The sequence below is a fragment of the Paratractidigestivibacter sp. genome, assembly GCF_052362415.1.
Taxonomy (GTDB): domain Bacteria; phylum Actinomycetota; class Coriobacteriia; order Coriobacteriales; family Atopobiaceae; genus Paratractidigestivibacter.
On record NZ_DAWEMK010000004.1, the window covers coordinates 1050 to 19685 of the forward strand.

Consider the following 18636-nt stretch of genomic DNA (forward strand, 5'->3'; position numbering starts at 1 on the left):
GCTCCTGCTGGGCTGCGGCCTGCTGTGCCGCGGCCTGCTTGGCGGCCTCGATCGCCTGCTTGGCGGCCTCGGCCTCGGCGGCCGCCTGGGCGGCGCGCCGCTCCTCGAGCTCCTGGCGGGCGGCGACCGCGTCGTCCATCGCCTGCTTGGCGCTCGCGGCGTCCGACTCGGCCTGGGCCTTCTCGGAGGCGAGGGCGTCGCGCGTCTGGCTGAGCTCGGAGCTCAGATCCACGAGCCCGTTGATGGCGGTGTTGTTGTGCTCAGCGATGGTGTCGAGGTAGCGGACGTTCGAGATGACCTCGCTGAAGTCCTCGCTCGAGAGGATGAGATTGATCAGTCCGTTCGAGCCCTGCTGCATCTTGTACATGGCGCGCAGCGAGGTCGCCGCCGACTGCTTGGCAGCGGGCAGCTCGGCCTCGATCTGGCCGATGCGCTGCTCGTTGGCGTCGATCTTCGCCTGGGCGTCGTCCACGCGCTGCTGGGCCTCGTCGTAGGCGGAGCCGCTGTCCTCGATACGCTGCTGGAGGTCGGACATCTCGTCCGCGCGCGCCACCCGCGGGTTCGCGAGCCCGGTGGCGGTCGACGCGGCCACGGCGAGCGCAAGCGGCAGCGCCATCAGGCGGTTTTGGTGCGTGTGCGTGACGTCAGACAAGCATCTGCCTTCGTGTTCGGGGCCCCGGAATGGCACCGGGCTTTCGTTGAAGCATTCAAATATTATAGCTCTACTTGAGGGTTACCCATGAATACTCCACTGGTAGGTACCGCGAACGGGGCACCTAGGCCCGCGGGCGTGGTTTTTCGCTGGCTTCGGAGCCGCGGGAGCCCGCGGGACGGCCCCGCTGCGGCACAGTGGTGAGGCACACCATCACAAGGAGGAAGCGTGGACTTCATCGAGCTCATCAAGGCCGCCGTGTTCGGCATCGTCGAGGGCATCACCGAGTGGCTGCCCATCTCGTCGACCGGGCATATGCTGCTGCTCAACCAATTCCTGACCATGAACGTCTCGGCGGATTTCTGGGACATGTTCCTCGTCGTCATCCAGCTCGGCGCCATTCTCGCCGTCTGCGTGATCTTCTTCCATCAGCTCAACCCCTTCTCGCCGAGCAAGACGGGGCTGCAGAAGCGCCAGACCTGGACGCTATGGGGCAAGACGATCGTCGCCTGCCTGCCCGCCGCCGTCATCGGTATCCCGCTGGACGACTGGATGGAGGAGCACCTCGGCAGCCCGTACGTGATCGCCGCGGCGCTCATCGTCTACGGCATCGCCTTCATCTTGATCGAGAACGCGCGCGAGAAGAAGGCCTCCGCCTCCCTGCCCGGCGTGGGCGACGGACAGCTGCGCCCCGCGCCCAAGCACTTCGCCGTGACCGCCAACACCGCCGAGATCGCCACCCGCTCCGAGCTCGCGGACGCCGACGCGCGCGTGCAGAGCGTCGACGAGCTCGATTGGAAGACCGCCATCGGCATCGGCCTGTTCCAGGTGCTCTCGATGGTGCCGGGCACTTCTCGGTCCGGCTCGACCATCATCGGCGGCCTGTTGCTCGGCTGCTCGCGCACCGCGGTCGCCGAGTTCACGTTCTACCTGGCGATCCCCGTCATGGCGGGCGCGTCGGGCCTGCGTCTGGTGAAGTACTTCCTCAAGGGCAACGTGTTCTCCGCGAACGAGGCGGCCATCCTCCTTATGGGCTGCGCCGTGGCGTTCGTGATCTCGCTGCTCGTGATCCGTTTCCTCATGAGCTTCATCCGCAAGCACGACTTCAAGCCGTTCGGCTGGTACCGCATCGTCCTCGGCGTCGCCGTGATCGCGTACTTCGCGCTGGTCGCGTAGCGGGAGGGGGCGGCGCTGCGCCTAGTGGGCGCGCTTCTTTCCAGGCGTCCCCGCCAGGCATCCCGGTCGGGCGCACGCCCCCGCCGAGCGTACGCTTCTTTCTAGGCATTTCCAGACGTTCACTGCGGGGCGACCGCAACTACGCCGTGAGGTACACCATCGCGAGGATGAACGCGAAGCCGAGCAGGTCGGCCGGCGAGAGGGCCGTGCCGAGCAGCAGCACCGTCGAGATCGTGGCCGCGATGGGCTCGGAGGTCCCCAGCAGCGACGCGCGCATCGATCCGGCGTCGTGGACGCCCTGGAGGAACAGCGCATAGCTGCCGAACGTGCCGATAAGCACGATGAAGACGAGCGCCGCCACCGCCGTGACGTCGAGGGCGGGCATGTGCTCCCACGGGCGGTACACCGCCGCGAGCACGCTGCCGGACACCAAAAACGCGATCCCGTTGACGGTGAAGTTGCCCCAGCGCGCCATCGGCTTGGCCGGCAGCACCGAGAGGCACGCCGACGAGAGAGCGCACACAAGCCCCCACACAAGCCCCATCACGGGCAGGTCGAGCTGGCCGGGGTTGCCGCCCGTCGCCACGAGGAACGTGCCCGCGAGCGCGAGCGCGAGTCCGATCGCCTCCTTGGGCGCGGGGCCGCGGCGCGAGCTCAGGCAGGTCCAGCCGAGGACAAGCGCCATGCCGAGGCTCTGCATGATCGTGGCCATGGCCGAGCTCGTCCAATGGATCGCCTGCAGGTAGGCCACCTGCGAAAAAAGGATCGCGCCGAACGCGACGGCGAGGACCTCGAGAAGCCCCTTTCGGCTGCGCACGACTCCCGCGAGCTGGCCGCGGCCCTTCGGCGTGAGCGCCGCCGCCGCGAGGAACAGCCAGCAGGCGGTAAGCTCGCGGAAGCAGACGAGCCACAGGGGGTCGACGGAGTAGGCGTTCATGAGCCAGCTCGCCACGGTCCCGTTGAGGCCCCAGAACGTGCCGCCCACGAGGGTGCAGACGATGCCGCGGCGGACGCGGGCGCGCTCCCCGCGCGCGGCGGGCGCAGCGTCGGCTCCGGCCGCCACGGGGCCGGCAGTCGCGCCGACGGCATCTGCCGAGGCGTTTCCGAGGACGGCCGCGGGGGCAGGTACCTGCGGGTCCATCTCGGCGAGCTGGTCGTGCATGTTTCTTCTCCTCTTCATACGTCGCCCAGCTAGGGTAACACCCGTTGCTTCGCGGTATGCTGCTCACGTGCAAACACGAGCAAAGGAGCATCATGCCGAAGAACGACTTCACTTTTGCCGACCCCGCGCTGGCCGTGGGCACCGAGCACGCGGGCTTCACCGTCGAGCGCGTCGAGGCCGTGCGCGAGATCGGCGGGCAGGCCTACGTCATGCGCCACGCCGCCACGGGCGCGCGCCTGCTGTGGCTCGCGAACGCCGACGTGAACAAGTCCTTCTCCATCGCGTTCAAGACCCCGCCCGCCGACGACACGGGCGTTTTTCACATCCTCGAGCACTCGGTGCTGTGCGGAAGCGACGCGTACCCGGTCAAGGAGCCCTTCGTCAACCTGCTCAAGACGAGCATGCAGACGTTCCTGAACGCCCTTACCTTCCCCGACAAGACCATGTACCCGGTGGCGTCCACCAACACCGCCGACCTGGAGAACCTCATGGGGGTCTACCTCGACGCGGTGCTCCACCCGGCGATCTATCGCCGTCCGCGCATCTTTGAGCAGGAGGGCTGGCACCTGGAGGTCGAGGGCGAGGGCGCAGACGCGCGCCTTGCGTACAACGGCGTCGTCTTTAACGAGATGAAGGGCGCGCTCTCCGACCCCGACGATGTGCTCTACCAGGCGCTTTCGAGCGCGCTGTTCCCCGACACCGCCTACGGCTTCGAGTCGGGTGGCAACCCGCGCGCCATCCCGACGCTCACGTACGAGAAGTTCCTCGACACCCACGCGCGCCACTACGACCTGGCGAACAGCTACACCGTGCTCTACGGAGACATGGACATCGAGCGTGAGCTCGCCTTCATCGACGAGCGCTTCCGCGGCGCCGACGAGCGCGGGGCGGGCGCGCCGAACGTGCTCGCGACCCAGGCGCCCGTCGAGCCGGAGCGCCGCCGCATCCAGATGGCGACCGCGCCCGGCAACGCGGCCGACGGCGTGAGCTACGTGATCGGCGGCGCCGCGGACCGTGCGCGCGTCCTCGCCGTCGACGTGCTGCTGGACGCCCTCACGGGCTCCAACGAGGCCCCGCTCAAGCGCGCGGTCCTCGACGCGGGGCTCGCCGACGACTTCGAGGCCACGCTCATCGACGGCGTGCTCCAGCCCCAGGCGATGTTCCAGCTCAAGGGCGTGCACAAGGGCTGCGCGGGCAAGTTCCGCCCGCTGCTCGAGTCCGAGTGCGCGCGCCTGGCGAACGACGGCATCCCACGCGAGAAGCTCGAGGCGGCGCTCGCCCAGGCCGAGTTCAACCTCCGCGAGGGCGACTGGGGCAGCTACCCCGACGGCGTCGCGCTGTCCATGACCGTCATGTCCTCCTGGCTCTACGACGACGACCGCCCGCTCGACTACGTCCACTACGAGGAGGCGCTCGCCGAGGTCAAGGGGCTTCTTGGCGATGGCGGGTTCGAGCGGCTGCTGCGCGAGCTCGTCTGCGAGAGCCGCCACTGCGCCGAGGTCGAGCTCGTGCCCATCGAGGGCGGCGACGCGGCAGAGGAGCAGGCGGAGCTCGAGGCCAGGCGCGCCGCGATGAGCGACAAGGACCTCGCAGCCGTCGCGGCCGAGGTCGCGGCCCTACGCGCCGAGCAGGAGGCGCCCGACTCCCCCGAGGCGCTTGCGACGCTGCCGCAGCTCCACGTGAGCGACATCGAGGACCCGGCGCCCGAACCCGCGGCGCCCATGGTCGACGCTCCCCTGCCCTGCATCGCCCACGAACTGGACACGCACGGCATCGCCTACATCTACCACTACTTCGACCTGCGCCGGCTCGCCACAGACGAGCTGCCGCTGGCCGGGCTTCTTTCCGACCTGCTGGGCAAGCTCGACACGGCGTCGCGCAGCGCGTCGGACCTCGACACCCTCGTGGAGACGAACCTCGGCGGGCTGGACTTCTTTGTCGAGACGTACGTGCCTAAGGACGACCCCGCGGCGGCGGTGCCCACGCTCGTCGTCGGGGCGTCGGCGCTCTCCGGCAAGGTCGAGCGCTTGGCGGACATCCCGCGCGAGGTCTGGGGCTCGACCGACTTCAGCGACCTCGACGACATCCGTGACATCCTCACGCAGCGCAAGGTCGCGCTCGAGCAGTGCTTCGTCGGCGCGGGGCACAGCGTGGGCATGCTGCGCGCGAACACGTATTTCCTCGCCGGGGCGAGGGCGAGCGACCTCATGGGCGGCGTCGACTATTACCTGTACCTCCGCGAGCTTTTGGCCAACTGGGACGCGCGCAAGGAGGCACTCGCCGGTGAGCTCACCGAGCTGTGCCGGCGCATCTTTACCGCGGACGAGGTCACGGTGAGCTTCGTCGGCTCGGCAGATGACCGACGCCGCTTCTGGGAGGCCGCGGGCGACCTCGGGCTTCCCACGCTCGGCAAGAAGGCCGCGCACGTCCTCGATGTCCGCGCGACCGGCGCGCGCAAGGAGGGCTTCGTCATCCCGTCGAACGTGAGCTACGTCGTGCGCGCGAGCGCGCCATCGGCGGCCGACGCGGGCACCATCGGATGCTGGAACGTCGCCACCCGCGCGATCAGCTACGACTACCTGTGGAACGAGGTCCGCGTCAAGGGCGGCGCCTACGGGTGCGGCTTCCGCCGCGACGCCGTCGGCGGGCGCGCGTTCTGGTCCTACCGCGACCCGGCGGTCGACGCGACGCTCGCACGCTACGACGGCTGCGCGAAGTGGCTCGCGGGCTGGGACGGCGGCGCCGATGAGCTCGACGGCTATATCGTGAGTACCGTCGCCGCGCTCGACGCGCCGGTGAAGCCGCGCGCACTGGCGCGCCGCCAGGACGTCGCCCGCTTCAACGAGAAGAAGCCCGGCTGGCGCGAGCAGATCCGCGCCGAGGAGCTCGCTGTGACGGCGGACGACGTGCGCGCCCTCGCAGCTGCGCTCGCGGACGACGGCCCGGCGAGCGGCGTGTGCGTCTTCGGCGGGCGCGAGGCGCTCGAGGCGAGCGAGATCGAGCTGGAGCTCAACGAGCTCTGCTAGGGCGGCGGCGCGCGAGATGCAGACAGACCCGATAGGCCTGACCTTGCCCTAGCTCGCCGAGCTTTGCCGGGGCGACGGCGCGCCTGCGAAACTATCGGGAGTTCTTGGCGCGAATGCGAAGAAATCGGGAGTTGTTGAGGGTGTTCGCCCCAACAACTCCCGATTTCTTTGCAAATGCACCAAGAACTCGCGTTTTCTTTGCACAGAGACCCGAGAGCGCGCTAGACGAGCAGGTCGTCGAGCACGAGCTTCGGCACATGGTGGGAGCCGTCGGGCTCGCGCCAATAAGTGAGGCCGTGATCGGTCGTCGCGGGTTCGAGGACGATCTTCTCGGCACGCGGGCCGAGGGCGATGACCATGGCGACGGCGTAGCCCGCGTCGGTCAGGCCGAGCTCATCGCCCAAGCAGGCGTCGTAGCTCTTGTGCATACAGGCGCCGAGGCCGCGCGAGGCGGCGGCGAGCACGATGGACTGGCTCGCGATCCCCACGTCGATGAGACGGATCGGGTTGGCGACGAGCTTGGCCGGCAGGCAGACGACGACGTAGCCGCCGGGGCGCTCACCGGGCTCCGGGCCGTTCCAGTCTTTGAGGGCGCCTGCCCAGTGCAGGTGCGAGAAGACCTTCTCCGCTGCCTCGGCGTCGTCGGCGCTCACCACACGGAAGCGCAGGACCTGCATGTTGTTTCCACAGGGCGAGAGGCGCGCGGCGTCCACGAGCTCGCGGAGCACGCCCTCCTCCACCGCCTCGCCGCTATAGCGCCGGTACGTGCGCGCGCCCTCGATCAGCTGGTGGAACTCGTTCGCATCGATCATGCCCGATCCCCTTCTCTACTCCGCGGAGCCCGCGGACGGGCCGGCGCCGTTGCCACCCTGGCCGCCGCGGCGGCGCCTGCGGCGACGCGGCTTCTGCTCGCCGCCCTCGCCCTGGGCGCCCTGGCCCTGCTGCCTGGGCTGCTGGTTCTTCTGCTGGCGGGACGCCTGGCCCTGCTGGGCCGCGGCACCGCCCTTGTCGCCGGGGCGACGGCGCCGAGAAGGACGCATCCCCCCGCCGCGCGGCTGCTGGCGTTGCTCGTCGGCCGCAGGCTCGGGCGCGCCCTCGGCGCGGTGGTGCCTGCGGCGGGCGGTCCCCTGCTTGGGCTCGGCATCCGGCCTCATGTGCGCCGGGGCCGCGGCCTGCTTGCCGCCGTCGCCCGGGGCGCGGCGCTTGCGACGGCGCCCCTCCTGCTCGGAGCCCGGCTGCTGCTCGCCGCGCTGACGGCGCTCACGGCCTTGCTGACCTTGGCCGCGCTCCTGGCGCTGGCCGCCCTGGCCCTCGTCGCCGCCGCGGCGACGACGCTTGCGCGTCTCGACGAAGATGTCGCTCGCGTCGGGGACCTCGGCGGGGATGACGCCGTTCTTTCGGTCGAGCTCGGCGAGGGCCATCTGCACGTCGGGCGACTGCAGGTGGTCGAGCACCTCGCGCGTGACGGTGTCGGGCCTGCACGGGCAGCCGAGCTCCTCGGACTTCTTGACCGCGGCGTCGGAGGCGGTCATGTCCGCGAGGTTCACGCGGATGGTCTTGCCGCCCTCCAGACGCAGGACAATCTGCTCCTTGGGCGTGTTGTACTCGACGATCTTTCCCTTACCGAGCGGGGTGTCGATGACGGCGTTGCGCTTGGGCGCGCGACCCTTGAAGTCGCGGTAGGCCTCGAACTCGTAGCGCAGGCAGCACATGAGGCGGCCGCACGCGCCCGAGATCTTGGTCGAGTTCAGGGGCAGGTCCTGCTCCTTGGCCATGCGGATGCTCACCGGGTCGAAGCTCATGGCGAAGCGGCGGCAGCACAGCTCCTGGCCGCAGTGGCCGTAGCCGCCCACGATGGCGGCCTCCTCGCGCACGCCGATCTGGCGCATGTCGATGCGCACGTGCAGCTCGCGCGAGAGGTCGCGCACGAGTTGGCGGAAGTCGACGCGATCCTCCGCGGCGAAGTAGCAGACGGCCTTCTCCTCGTCAAAGAGGTACTCGACGCCCACGGGCTTCATCTCGAGCCCGGAGGCCGAGACGAGCCGGCGGAACGTCGGCATGGACTCGTCGCCCCTGCGCGCAAGCTCGTCGGCGCGGTCGAGGTCGGCATCGGTGCAGATGCGCAGGACGTTCTTGAGCTGAGCGTGGCCAATGGCGAGGGTCAGCTCGTCGTTGGTCATCGGCTGGGCGTCGCCGACGGCGAGGCCGATCTCGTGGCCGCGCTCGGTCTGCACGATCACGTGGTCGCCCTCCTGGGCGCCCGTGCCGCAGGGGTCGAACCACAGCTCGTGCACCGAGTACTCGAGCTTGACGGGAATCACATTGGGCATTTACAGTGCCTCCTTTATGGCAAGCAGCATGACCTCGAGCGTCAACTGCGCAGAAACGTTCCTAGAGAGGTGCGCCACGGCGTCCGAGCACGCCTTGAGCGCGGCGAGCACGCCCGCGGCCGTCGTGTACGCCGCGATGCGCGCGACAACGTCGGCCGCGTCCGCGTTGACGATCGCCGCGTCCACATCCTCGCAGGTCAAGAGCACGTCGCGCAGCATCGACTCGGCGGCGGCGATAGCCTCCATCATACCTGAACGTTCGCGGGCGGTGAGCTCGCGCTTGTTCGCCGCCTCGACCGCCTTGAGGGCCGCGGCGGTGAGGAAGTCGGAGCTCTCTTTGACGGCGGCTTCCTGGGCCTCCTTGACGTCGGCAAGAGGGACCTTGACGGCAGCGGCGATCTCGCCGGCGGACTTGATAACGTCCCAAGAGTCGTCGCGGGCGAGCTCGCCGATCGTCTGCACGACGAGGCGGCGGACCTGCCGGCGGCTCGTGGAGTTGAGAAAGTCGCAGGCGCGCGCGGGGGTGCCCGCGACGGCGAGCGCGATGCGCGCCTCGCGCTCAGAGGCGCCCGACTCGCGCAGCACCGCCTTGAGCGCCGCGTCCGGGGAGGTCACGACCTGGCAGCGGCTCACGATGGTGGGCAGCATCGCAGCGACGGTGCGGCCGCAGAGCACGAAGACGACGCCCGCCGGCGGCTCCTCGAGGGTCTTGAGCAGCGCGTTTGCCGCCGTACCGCGCAGAAGGTCGGCGCGGTCGATGATGTAGACCTTGGCCTTCGCGCGCATGGGCGCCAGGTTCACGTCGGCGATCAGGTCGCGGATCTGGTCGGCGAGGTAGCCCGTGGCGCTCGCCGGCGTGAGCCAGTGCACGTCCGGGTGCGTGTGGTGAGAGACGCGGCGGCACTCGTCGCAGGTCGCGTCGCCGCCGTTGGGGCACACGACGCACTTGGCCAGGGCCTCGGCAGCATCGAGCTTGCCCGAGCCGGGCGCCCCCACAAAGAGGTACGCGTGGCTGAGCCTGCCCTCGGCGATGGCCTGGGCGAGGAAGTCATGGACGCGCGGCTGGTCGGCGACGGCCGCCAGGGCGCGCGGTGCGGATGCGGCGGCCTCGGTCATCGGTCCTCCCCCGCGAGGTCGGGAAGGAGGTCGGCGAGCGCGTCCGCTAGCCGCCCCGCGACCTCCTCGACCGTCCCCGTGGCGTCGACGCGGCGCACGCGGCGGGGCTCCTCCGCAACCAGCCGCAGGTACCCCTCGCGAACACGGCGCTGGAATGCGACGCCCTCCGCCTCCATGCGGTCGGCGCCGTCGCGCGTCGCGCGGGAGAGCGCGGCGTCGGTGTCCATGTCGAGCACGAGGGTGCGGTCGGGGGCGACGCCGCAGCTGCCGAGTGCGTTCGCGGCGCGGATGGTCGGCTCGGCAAGCGAGCGTCCTGCCGCCTGGTACGCGAAGGTCGAGTCGTAGAATCGGTCGCAGACGACGACCGCGCCGCGCGCGAGGGCAGGCTCGATGACCTGCCGGACGAGCTGCGCGCGCGACGCCTCGAAGAGAAGAAGCTCGCACTCGGGCGCCATCTCTGAGTTCTCGGGGTCGAGCACGAGAGCGCGGATCTTCTCGCTCACGGCGGTGCCGCCGGGCTCGCGCAGGCGCACGACCTCGCGCCCCGTCGCCGCGATGCGGTCGGCGAGGATGGCGGCCTGCGTCGACTTGCCGCAGCCGTCGGCCCCCTCGAACGTGATGAACAATCCTCGCATGGCACCTCTTTGCCGTTATTGTTTGTAACTTTCTGATTGTAGCGCGATGGGCAACGAGCACGCCACGCGGCGGCCCGCCGGTCGCCGCGAAGACGCGGACGATGCGAGGCGCGCCCCACGGACAATACGAGGCACAAGAAGAAACGCCGAGATTGCGCATCTTTACAAATCTGCCGCGATTTCACAGCATTTTGTAAAGATACGCAATCTCGACGCGGAGCGATGAGCAAAGCGGGCGCCCTGGTTACGCGGGACGGCCGTTTGGAGCGAGCGAAGCGGCCGCCTTGGGCACGTGGGGCAGCCGTTTGGGCGTGTGAAGCGACCAGATTTAGGCGGACGGCGTGTCCTGAGGGGGGTGGCAGGTAGAACTGACGCGGGGCCGGGCGCAGACAAGCGCTCGGCCCCGCGAGCTGAAGCTACTCCTCCGCCTTGGCCTTTTTGGCAGTGGACTTCGCGGCGGACTTCTTTGTCGCGGCTTTCTTTGCGCCGACGGTCTTCTTCGTGCCGTCGGCCTTCTTCGCGCCGGCCTTCGCGCCCGTTTTCGCGCCGGACGCCTTCTTCGCGCCGCCGCGGCCGCGGGCGGCCTTCGCGGCCTCGCGCTTCTCGCGCCCGGGGCAGTCCATGTTGGGGCAGAGCTTCCAAGGGCCGCGCGCCGTGGTGACGACGACCATGGGGGCGCCGCAGTCCGGGCACTCCTCGCCTGTGGCCTCGAGCTTGCCGCGCGCGGGCAGCGGGTAGCTCGTGCCGCACTCGTCGTAGTTGGTACAGCGGATGAAGCGCTTGCCCGTCTTCTCGGACTTGTGGGCGATGAGCTTGCCCACGCGGCCGGCTTCGGCGCAGGCCTTGCAGGTGCCGACCTCGACGTCCGGCTCCACGTTGGTCGGGCAGGCGGGATTGATGCACTGCTCGAAGGCGCGGCTGCGGAAGGGGTGGACCTTCACGCGCGGGGCGCCGCACTCGGGGCACACGGCCGCGTCTCCCTCGAGGGCCTCGATGCGGCCCTGCGGCAAGGGATAGGTGACGTCACAGTCGGGCCAGCCCATGCAGCCGGCGAAGCTGCCGCGGGTCTTCGCGGAGGTCTTGACCACGAGGTCCTTGCCGCACTTGGGGCACACGCCGATCTTCGCGTCGGCGGTCACGGCGTCGGCGATGGCCTCGCTCAAATCCTCGGTGTGCTCGATCAGCCCGTCCATCATACCGGCAAGAAGCGCCCTCGAGTGGTTGACGACCTCGGCCTGGGTGTCGGTGCCCTCGGCAACCTTGTTCATGTCGTCCTCGAGCTCGGAGGTCATCTCGGGCGTGGTGATGCGGGGCGCGTAGGTGTGGAGCGCGTCGATGATCGCCATGCCGAGCTGGCTCGGCTCGCAGGGGTCGTTCTTGAGGTATTTGCGCTGGTAGAGCGTATCGATGATGCTCGCGCGCGTGGACTTGGTGCCCAGGCCGCGCTTCTCCATCTCTTGGATGAGCTTGCCTTGGCTGTAGCGCGCGGGCGGCTCGGTCTGCTTGGCGGCGAAGTCCATCGACTCGACGTCGCACACGTCGCCGACGTTGAGCTCGGGGAGCTGGTCGTCCTTCTTGAGGCCATAGGGGTAGATGGAGCGGAAGCCGGGCTTGGCGAGCACGTTGCCCGAGGCGACGAAGGGCTCGCCGGCCACATCGAGCGTTACCTTGGTGCCCTCGATGGTCGCAGGCCCCATGAGCGTGGCCAGGAAGCGGCGGGCGATCAGGTTGTAGAGCTTCCACGCCGCGGGCTGGAGCTTGTCCGGATCCGCCGCGCCCGTGGGGTAGATCGGCGGGTGGTCGGTCGTCTCCTGCTTGCCGCGCGTGGCGGTGAGCTTGGGCTGGCCGAGGAGGGACTTGCAGGTCGGGGCGTACTGCGGAACCTTGGCGAGGGTGCGCACGCAGTCCTTGAGGTCCAGCGAGCTCGGGTAGACGGTGTTGTCCACGCGGGGGTACGAGATGAGGCCGTCCATGTAGAGGCTCTCGGCCAAGCGCATGGTGCGGGCGGGGCTGATGCCCTCGGCGGCGGCTGCCGCCTGCAGGCTCGTGGTGTTGAACGGCACCGGCGGGCGCTGGGTGCGGCTCTTGCGCTCCACGCCCTTGACCGTGGCCTCCTTGGCATCGGCGACCTTGGCCCAGGCCGCGTCTGCCGCGTCCTTCTTCCAGAAGCGGCCCTCGGCGTGGCCGATCTTGAAGGGGTCGGAGCCCGCGTGCGCCGCCTCGCCCGAGATCACCCAGTAGTCGTCGGGCACAAACGCAAGGCGCTCGCGCTCGCGCTCGACCACGAGGGCAAGCGTCGGGGTCTGGACACGGCCGGCCGAGCGGGTGTTGCCCAGGCCGCTGAAGCGCGCCGTGGTGAGGTAGCGCGTGAGGACGGCGCCCCAGATGAGGTCGATGTACTGGCGGCTCTCGCCGGCGTCGGCGAGGTCCTGGTCGAGGTCGACGAGGTTCGCGAAGGCGTGGTCGATCTCGGCCTTGGTGAAGGCGGAGTAGCGCGCGCGGGAAACGGGCACGTCGGGGTTCACGTCGCGGATCTGGCGCAGGGCGTCGGAGCCGATGAGCTCGCCCTCGCGGTCGAAGTCGGTGCCGATCACGACGGAATCGGCCTTCTTCGCGAGGTTCTTGAGGGAGCGGATGATGCCCTTCTCGGCCGGGAGCTTCTGGATCGGGGCCCACACGAGGTACGGGAGGCTCGCGATCTTCCAGCCCTTGATGTCGATGCCGTCCTTGAGGTACGGCTTGCGCTTGGACTTGTAAGGCGGGCGCTCGAGGCCGTCGGGCAGGTCGGCGGGCATGATCTCGCCCTCCGCATCGACGGCGAACCAGCCCTCCGAGTCGTTGAACTTGAGCTCGGTCGGGAAGTCGGGCTGGAGGATGTGCCCGCGCAGGCCGATGGTCACGCAGTCCTCACCGCCCATGCGGAAGCGATAGACGGGCGTGTCGTAGACCTTGTCCGCCTTGGGCTTGCCCGACTCAGAGAGCAGGCGGGCGATCTGGCCTGCGGCGTCGTTCTTCTCGGTGACGATGAGCTTCAAGGGTGGATCCTAACTATCTGTGGTGCCTTTGCGTCCGCGGCGGGGCGCTCCCGTGCGCACATTATATAGAGAAGTTAACGGGCGGCAAGGTCTCCCTCGCCGCCCGTCATGGTTTGTGCGGAAGAACTAGGCCTCGTCGAAGGCGTGCTGCTCGTAGTCCTCGCGCGTCCACTTGAGCGATGCCTTGCCGTCGCGGGCGATGAGCACGTAGCGTGCGACCGCCAGGGCGACCTCGTAGAGGCCGATGAGCGCCGCGAACATGAGGATCATGGTCACGGGGCTCGCGTCGGGGGTGACGATGGCCGACAGCGCCATGAGGCCAACGTAGACGTAGCGCCACTGGCCGCGCAGCGTGGAGTACGGCACGAGGTGCAGGATCGTGAGGTAGAAGATCACGAGCGGCAGCTGGAACGCGATGCCGAAGCCGATCTCGAGCATCATATAGATGTTCAGGTAGTCCTCGGCGTCCGCGAGGTTGTTCGCGAACTCGAAGGTCTGATCGAGCAGCCAGCCGAAGGCGGCGGGCTGGATGACGAAGTAGCAGAAGATCATGCCGAGGAAGAAGAGCCCGACCATGGCGGCGACGGTGGGGATGACCCACTTGCGCTCGCTGGGCTTCAGCGCCGGGAGAAAGAAGCCCATGATCTCCCAGATGACGATCGGCGTGCAGATGATGACCGAGAAGAAGCACGCCACCTTGAATCGGATGGTGAAGCCGCCCAGCGCGGTGAGGACCGTGAGCTGGCCGCCGCGCGTCGCGGATCTGGTCCATCATCATCTCGATGAGGGTCGGCGTCGCGAAGTAGACGATGACCGCGCAGACCGCGATGGAGACGACGATGATGGTGACCCTTCGGCGAAGCTCGCCGAGGTGGTCGAACAGGGGCATACGTGCGGGACCGATAGGCATGGGGCTTAGGCCTCCTTCTCGGTGGTGGAATCAGTCGCGTCGGCCTCGGAGGTCTCCTTGGAGGGGCGCTTCATGGTGTAGAGATCGGCGACGGAGGGCTTCTTGGGAGCCTCGGGCTCGGCCGGCTCGGAGGGGGCGTCCGCGGCGCCTGCCGCGGCGGAATCCGCATCTGCGTCCGCGTCGTCGTCGGCCGCGGTCTTCTCGGCCGCCTCCTTCTCGGCGGCCTCCTTGGCCTTGCGCTCGGCCTCGAGGCGCTTCTTGCGCTCAGCGAAGGTCTCGGCGCGCTTGGGCGCGGGCGCGCCGTCCTCGGCGCCCTCGATGTCGGCGTCCTCGTCGAACTCCTCGCGCTTGCGGTTGGGCTTCTTGTCGCTCATCGCCTCGGTGGCAGGATCGACGATCTCGGTCTGGACGACCTGCGTGAAGCCCTCCTGCGCGTTCCTGAACTGGCGCAGGGCGCGGCCCAGGGTCTTGCCCATGCCGGGCAGCTTGTCGGGGCCAAAGATCATGAACGCGAAGAGCAGGATGAGTACGAGCTCTGTTTCTCCGATGCCAAACACTGGTGAGGGTCCCTTCGTCTACTGCCTGATGTTGAGGTCGTCGGCGACGCCGAGCAGGCCGAGCACGCGCGCCACGTTCTTCTGGGGGCTCGCGACGACGAGCTGCTTGCCGGCCTCCTGCGCGCGGTGGGCGGCGCCCACCAGGACGCCGATGCCGGTCGAGTCGATGTAGGGCACCTGCGCGAGGTCGATGGTGACCTCGGGCGCGGAGCCCGCGAGCGCGGCGTCGACGGCGCTGCGGAGCTGGTCGGCGTTCGAGACGTCGACCTCACCCTCGACGAGGACCTTCGCCGCGTCGTCGCTGGTGTTGATGGAAAGGCTCATGGTTTTCTCCTTATGCCTCAGGGCTAAAGGCCCGTGCCCGAGAGGTTGCCCAAGGTGTCGGAAAGGCCCTGGGCGCCCGTCTGAGACGAGCCGGTGGTTGACGTGGAGCCGTCGGCAGAGGAGCCGTCGGCGGACGAGGAGCTGTTCTGCGCAGACTCCATGGACTGCAGGCGCTGGGTCGCGTAGGACTTCGCGCCGTACTCGTCGTCGGGGTCGGTCTGCTGCGCCTTGGCGTAGGCGGCCTTGGCGGAGTCGTTGTCGCCGGAGGCCTCGTAGAGCATGCCGAGGTTGGCCCAGGCAGGGCCGTAGTCGGGCGCGGAGGCGGTGAGGTCCTTCATCTGCTGGAGCGCAGAGGTCCCGTCCTGCTGGTAGTAGGCGCACAGGGCCTTGTCCACGCGGACGGCGTTGGAGTCCTTGAGCACGAGGTACTCGTCGTAGTACTTGACCGCCTTGCCCAAAAGGTCGTTCGCGTGGGTCGTGTCGGCGTCGGTGGTGCCGTAGTAGCGCACGTAGGTGCCCCAGGTCATGTAATCCTTGCCGAGGTTGAGCAGGGTGGCGAGGTTCTGGGAGTCGGAGGCGTACTTCTCTTCCAGCGACTTCACGGCCTCACCGTACTTGTCGTCGGCCTTGGCGATGTTGGAGTTGGTGCCGGAGTCGGAGGCGCTCGAGGAGTCCTGCGAGCTATCGGAGGACGAGCTGCTCGACTGCTGAGCCGAGGAGGAGTCGTCGCTCTTGCTCGACGAGAAGATCGCCTGGAGCGACGGGAGCATGAGCGAGAGCGCCATCAGGACCGCGAAAAGGACGATGACGACCTTGCCGGCGGGGCCGATGTTGCTGCTCTTGTTCGTGCTCTTCTTGGTGCTCTTGTTCGCCATGCGATGGCGCCTTTCTCGTCGTTTGCCCAAAGGGGGCGATTAGCCCACAAGTTTATAGATTATGGCAAAAGAGCCCTTCCCATGCCGGGAAGGGCTCTGGTGTGCGCAAAAAAGCGGAAAACGCGGTGCTCGCGCCCGGCAGGCCTGCCGACCAGCGGCTTAGCGCGCCGCCTTGGCAAGACGGGCGCTCACGAGCTTGACCGCGACGACGAAGACATCGAGCGCCTGGCCGAGCTCCTCGAGGGAGGGGAAGGTCGGCGCGATGCGGATGTTCGTGTCCTTGGGGTCCTCGCCGTAGGGCCAGGTCGCGCCGGCGCCGGTGAGCTTGACGCCGAGGTCGGCCATGAGGGCGACGATCGCCTTGGCGGAGCCCTCGGGGCCGTCGAAGCTCACGAAGTAGCCGCCCTTGGGATCCGTCCAAGTGGCCACGCCGGTGCCGCCGAGGCCCTCATTGAGCTTCTGCTGCACGAGCGCGAAACGCGGGCCGACAATGGCCGCGTGCCTCTTCATGTGGGCGCGGACGCCGTCGAGGTCCTTGAGGAACTTGACGTGGGCGAGCTGGCCGATCTTCTCGGGGCTGACGCGCATCGTCGAGAAGGCCGCGCGGATCTGGGCCATGTCGTCGGGGTCGGCGGTCACGAACGCGATGCCGGAGCTCGGGAAGGTGACCTTTGCGGTGGAGCCGAACTCGTAGACGAGGTTCTTGTTGCCCGCCTCGTGGACGGCGTCGAAGATGTTGAGCAGGTGGTCGCCCTCCCCCTCAAAGGTGTGGACGCAGTAGGCGTTGTCCCAGAAGATGCGGAAGTCGGGCGCAGCGGGCTTTAGGGCGGCGAAGGCGCGCACGGTCTCGTCGGAGTAGGTGATGCCCGTCGGGTTGGCGTACATCGGCACGCACCAGATGCCCTTGACCTGCGGATCGTTCTCGACGTACTCGCGGACGACGTCCATGTCCGGGCCGTCGGGGGTCATGGGGACGGGGATGTTCTTGATGCCGTAGCTCGCCGTGACGGTGAAGTGGCGGTCGTAGCCGGGCGCGGGGCAGAGGAACTTGACCTCGCCCTGACGGCACCAGGGCTCGTTGCCGTCGATGCCGTGGGTGTAGGCGCGGCACACGAGGTCGTGCATGAGGTTCAGGCTGGAGGAGCCGTTGACGACGACGTTGGCGGGGTCGACGCCGAGGATCTGTGCGGCGAGCTTGCGCGCGGAGGGGATGCCGTCGGGCAGGCCGTAGTTGTCCACCGCGACGCCCTCATCGGTGAGGTCGGTCTCGGAGGTCAGCAGATCGAGCATCGGGCGCGAGAGCGCGGTCTGCTCGGGGCTCGGCTTGCCGCGGGCCATATCGAGCTTGAGGCCGAGGGCGCGCACCTCGTCGGCCTGGGCCTCGAGGTCGGCGATCGCCGCGTCGAGCTCGGAATCGGTCATTGCCTCGTACATGTTGGGCATGGAAGTCCTCCTTCGTCGGTGGCCGCGCTGAGTATAGTATTAGCGCGGCGCTGACGCGCGCGACGGCGAACGAAAGGTACCCAAATGGACATGTTCGAGGTTCGCTCCGAGGACTACGGCGAGCTCCAGCGCCTGGTGGACGCGGTGTTCCGCCCCGGGATCTCCAGCCAAGCCACGGCGAGCAAGATCGACGTGCTCATGAGCTCGGACGCCTTCGACCTGTGCGATGACCTCGCCGAGGTGGTGGACCTGCTCCCCTCCCGCACCTTCACGCGCACGCAGCTGTGCGACCAGCTGAACTCCATCCTCTCCGGCCACGGCTGGGGCGGCGTCTACGGCACCGTCGAGTAAGACGCCGGGCCGGGAACGGCAGCGAAGTATCCGAGGCGCCGCGGAAAACCCGTCCCTGCCCCAGGTCGGCGTTCCCCGCGGGCGGATGGTTTTTACGCGCCCCCTGTTGCACCGCGCCGCAAAAAACAGGCGCCCGGAAACGAATCCGGGCGCCTGCGCGCACAGCGACGATGTGGACGGCGCGATTACTCGTCCTCGGCGAGGGCCTCGGCGATCTCGTCGGTGATGTTCATCGTGTGGTAGACGTTCTGGACGTCCTCCAGCTCGTCGAGGCGGTCGACGAGGCGCTGGACCTTCTTTGCGTCGGCGACGGAGACATCGGTCGGCGTGGTCGGGACCATGGTGAGCTCGGAGCCCTTGACCTCGATGCCCTGGGCCTCGAGACCCTTCTGGACGTCCTGCATCTTGTCGTAGGCGGTCCAGACGATCCACTCCTCGCCGGCGTCCTCGTAGTCCTCGCCACCGGCCTCGGCGACGGCCATCATGAACTCGTCCTCGTCGACGGCGTTCTCGCGGTCGGCGACCTTCTTCTCGTCGGAGTGGATGACCTTCTCGACGGCGATGGAGCCCTTGCGCTCGAACTGGAAAGCGACGGAGCCGGCGGTGCCCAGCGAGCCGCCCGCGTGGGTGAAGGCGGAACGGACGTCGGCGGCGGTGCGGTTCTTGTTGTCGGTCAGGCAGTCGACGTAGACCGCGATGCCCGCGGGGCCGTAGCCCTCGTAGGTGATCTCGGAGTAGACGGCGGCGTCGGCGCCGGCGCCGAAGGCCTTGTCGATGGCGGCCTTGATCTTCGCGTTGGGCATGGAGACCATGCGCGCGCGGGCGACGGCGGCGGCGAGCGACGCGTTGTTCTCGGGGAGCGGGTCGCCACCGAGCTTGGCGGCAACGGTGATGTTGCGGGAAAGCTTGGAGAAGAGCGCGGAGCGCTTGGCGTCGATCGCGGCCTTCTTGTGCTTAGTGGTAGCCCACTTAGAGTGTCCGGACATGCACATCTCCTTTGGTTTGCGGCACGATTGCCGCGCACGGCATGAAACATTCACATGC

At 68.5% G+C, this 18636-nt stretch carries 14 protein-coding genes and 2 pseudogenes; 3 read left to right on the top strand and 13 right to left on the bottom strand.

The features are described 5' to 3' along the window. A pseudogene (locus ACT84W_RS00905) lies at window positions 1-652 on the bottom strand (hypothetical protein); the annotation flags it as partial. Window positions 653-880: 228 nt separating this feature from the next. Here ACT84W_RS00905 and ACT84W_RS00910 point away from each other — a divergent pair. Then, entirely contained in the window at window positions 881-1828 is a 948-nt protein-coding gene (locus ACT84W_RS00910) for an undecaprenyl-diphosphate phosphatase (RefSeq protein ID WP_444327895.1), read from the top strand. A gap of 139 nt (window positions 1829-1967) precedes the next feature. On the opposite strand, the gene ACT84W_RS00915 is transcribed toward ACT84W_RS00910, so the two are convergent. Continuing rightward, entirely contained in the window at window positions 1968-2990 is a 1023-nt protein-coding gene (locus ACT84W_RS00915) for a DMT family transporter (RefSeq protein ID WP_444327896.1), read from the bottom strand. Window positions 2991-3082: 92 nt separating this feature from the next. Between ACT84W_RS00915 and ACT84W_RS00920 the strand changes: the two genes are divergently transcribed. Beyond that, window positions 3083-6016, top strand: coding sequence for an insulinase family protein (locus ACT84W_RS00920; protein ID WP_444327897.1), 2934 nt, complete (start codon window positions 3083-3085; stop codon window positions 6014-6016). 221 nt (window positions 6017-6237) lie between these two features. On the opposite strand, the gene ACT84W_RS00925 is transcribed toward ACT84W_RS00920, so the two are convergent. The 10 genes and pseudogenes from ACT84W_RS00925 to ACT84W_RS00970 form a co-directional block, all read right to left on the bottom strand. Then, window positions 6238-6828: a nitroreductase family protein gene (locus tag ACT84W_RS00925; RefSeq protein WP_444327898.1), complete on the bottom strand. Its 591-nt coding sequence runs from the start codon at window positions 6826-6828 to the stop codon at window positions 6238-6240. Between the two features lie 15 nt (window positions 6829-6843). Next, window positions 6844-8346 carry a PSP1 domain-containing protein gene (locus ACT84W_RS00930; protein ID WP_444327899.1) on the bottom strand — a complete coding sequence of 501 codons (1503 nt, stop codon included), beginning with the start codon at window positions 8344-8346 and terminating at the stop codon, window positions 6844-6846. Continuing rightward, complete coding sequence (locus ACT84W_RS00935) at window positions 8347-9462, bottom strand: DNA polymerase III subunit (RefSeq protein ID WP_444327900.1); 1116 nt, start codon at window positions 9460-9462, stop codon at window positions 8347-8349. Beyond that, window positions 9459-10097: a dTMP kinase gene (gene tmk / locus ACT84W_RS00940; protein WP_444327901.1), complete on the bottom strand. Its 639-nt coding sequence runs from the start codon at window positions 10095-10097 to the stop codon at window positions 9459-9461. The genes ACT84W_RS00935 and tmk overlap by 4 nt, the downstream gene beginning before the upstream one ends. A gap of 416 nt (window positions 10098-10513) precedes the next feature. Then, on the bottom strand, window positions 10514-13132 hold the full coding sequence (locus ACT84W_RS00945) for a DNA topoisomerase I (protein ID WP_444327902.1): 2619 nt from the start codon (window positions 13130-13132) through the stop codon (window positions 10514-10516). 126 nt (window positions 13133-13258) lie between these two features. Next, window positions 13259-14042, bottom strand: a pseudogene (gene tatC, locus ACT84W_RS00950) (twin-arginine translocase subunit TatC). Between the two features lie 5 nt (window positions 14043-14047). Continuing rightward, the gene (locus tag ACT84W_RS00955; RefSeq protein WP_444327903.1) at window positions 14048-14599 is read right to left on the bottom strand and encodes a Sec-independent protein translocase subunit TatA/TatB; all 552 of its coding nucleotides are present in this window, start codon (window positions 14597-14599) and stop codon (window positions 14048-14050) included. Window positions 14600-14617: 18 nt separating this feature from the next. After that, on the bottom strand, window positions 14618-14923 hold the full coding sequence (locus ACT84W_RS00960; RefSeq protein WP_417575622.1) for an STAS domain-containing protein: 306 nt from the start codon (window positions 14921-14923) through the stop codon (window positions 14618-14620). A gap of 23 nt (window positions 14924-14946) precedes the next feature. Further along, the gene (locus tag ACT84W_RS00965; RefSeq protein ID WP_444327904.1) at window positions 14947-15798 is read right to left on the bottom strand and encodes a tetratricopeptide repeat protein; all 852 of its coding nucleotides are present in this window, start codon (window positions 15796-15798) and stop codon (window positions 14947-14949) included. A 159-nt stretch (window positions 15799-15957) separates the two neighbouring features. Further along, window positions 15958-17241: an aminotransferase class I/II-fold pyridoxal phosphate-dependent enzyme gene (locus ACT84W_RS00970; protein ID WP_444327905.1), complete on the bottom strand. Its 1284-nt coding sequence runs from the start codon at window positions 17239-17241 to the stop codon at window positions 15958-15960. 84 nt (window positions 17242-17325) lie between these two features. Here ACT84W_RS00970 and ACT84W_RS00975 point away from each other — a divergent pair, with 84 nt between their 5' ends. Then, window positions 17326-17592: a hypothetical protein gene (locus ACT84W_RS00975; protein WP_432290206.1), complete on the top strand. Its 267-nt coding sequence runs from the start codon at window positions 17326-17328 to the stop codon at window positions 17590-17592. Between the two features lie 185 nt (window positions 17593-17777). Here ACT84W_RS00975 and ACT84W_RS00980 read toward each other — a convergent pair whose 3' ends face one another. Beyond that, window positions 17778-18578 (bottom strand): YebC/PmpR family DNA-binding transcriptional regulator, encoded by an 801-nt coding sequence (locus ACT84W_RS00980; protein ID WP_417575626.1) that lies wholly within the window; start codon window positions 18576-18578, stop codon window positions 17778-17780. Window positions 18579-18636: the final 58 nt, after the last annotated feature.

Excerpts from the sequence above, each read along its gene's own strand:
- ACT84W_RS00960 (WP_417575622.1), bottom strand. The coding sequence starts at position 14,923 with ATGAGCCTTTCCATCAACACCAGCGACGACGCGGCGAAGGTCCTCGTC.
- ACT84W_RS00920 (WP_444327897.1), top strand. The coding sequence starts at position 3,083 with ATGCCGAAGAACGACTTCACTTTTGCCGACCCCGCGCTGGCCGTGGGC.
- ACT84W_RS00930 (WP_444327899.1), bottom strand. The coding sequence starts at position 8,346 with ATGCCCAATGTGATTCCCGTCAAGCTCGAGTACTCGGTGCACGAGCTG.
- ACT84W_RS00935 (WP_444327900.1), bottom strand. The coding sequence starts at position 9,462 with ATGACCGAGGCCGCCGCATCCGCACCGCGCGCCCTGGCGGCCGTCGCC.
- tmk (WP_444327901.1), bottom strand. The coding sequence starts at position 10,097 with ATGCGAGGATTGTTCATCACGTTCGAGGGGGCCGACGGCTGCGGCAAG.
- ACT84W_RS00970 (WP_444327905.1), bottom strand. The coding sequence starts at position 17,241 with ATGCCCAACATGTACGAGGCAATGACCGATTCCGAGCTCGACGCGGCG.
- ACT84W_RS00965 (WP_444327904.1), bottom strand. The coding sequence starts at position 15,798 with ATGGCGAACAAGAGCACCAAGAAGAGCACGAACAAGAGCAGCAACATC.
- ACT84W_RS00925 (WP_444327898.1), bottom strand. The coding sequence starts at position 6,828 with ATGATCGATGCGAACGAGTTCCACCAGCTGATCGAGGGCGCGCGCACG.
- ACT84W_RS00915 (WP_444327896.1), bottom strand. The coding sequence starts at position 2,990 with ATGCACGACCAGCTCGCCGAGATGGACCCGCAGGTACCTGCCCCCGCG.
- ACT84W_RS00980 (WP_417575626.1), bottom strand. The coding sequence starts at position 18,578 with ATGTCCGGACACTCTAAGTGGGCTACCACTAAGCACAAGAAGGCCGCG.
- ACT84W_RS00975 (WP_432290206.1), top strand. The coding sequence starts at position 17,326 with ATGGACATGTTCGAGGTTCGCTCCGAGGACTACGGCGAGCTCCAGCGC.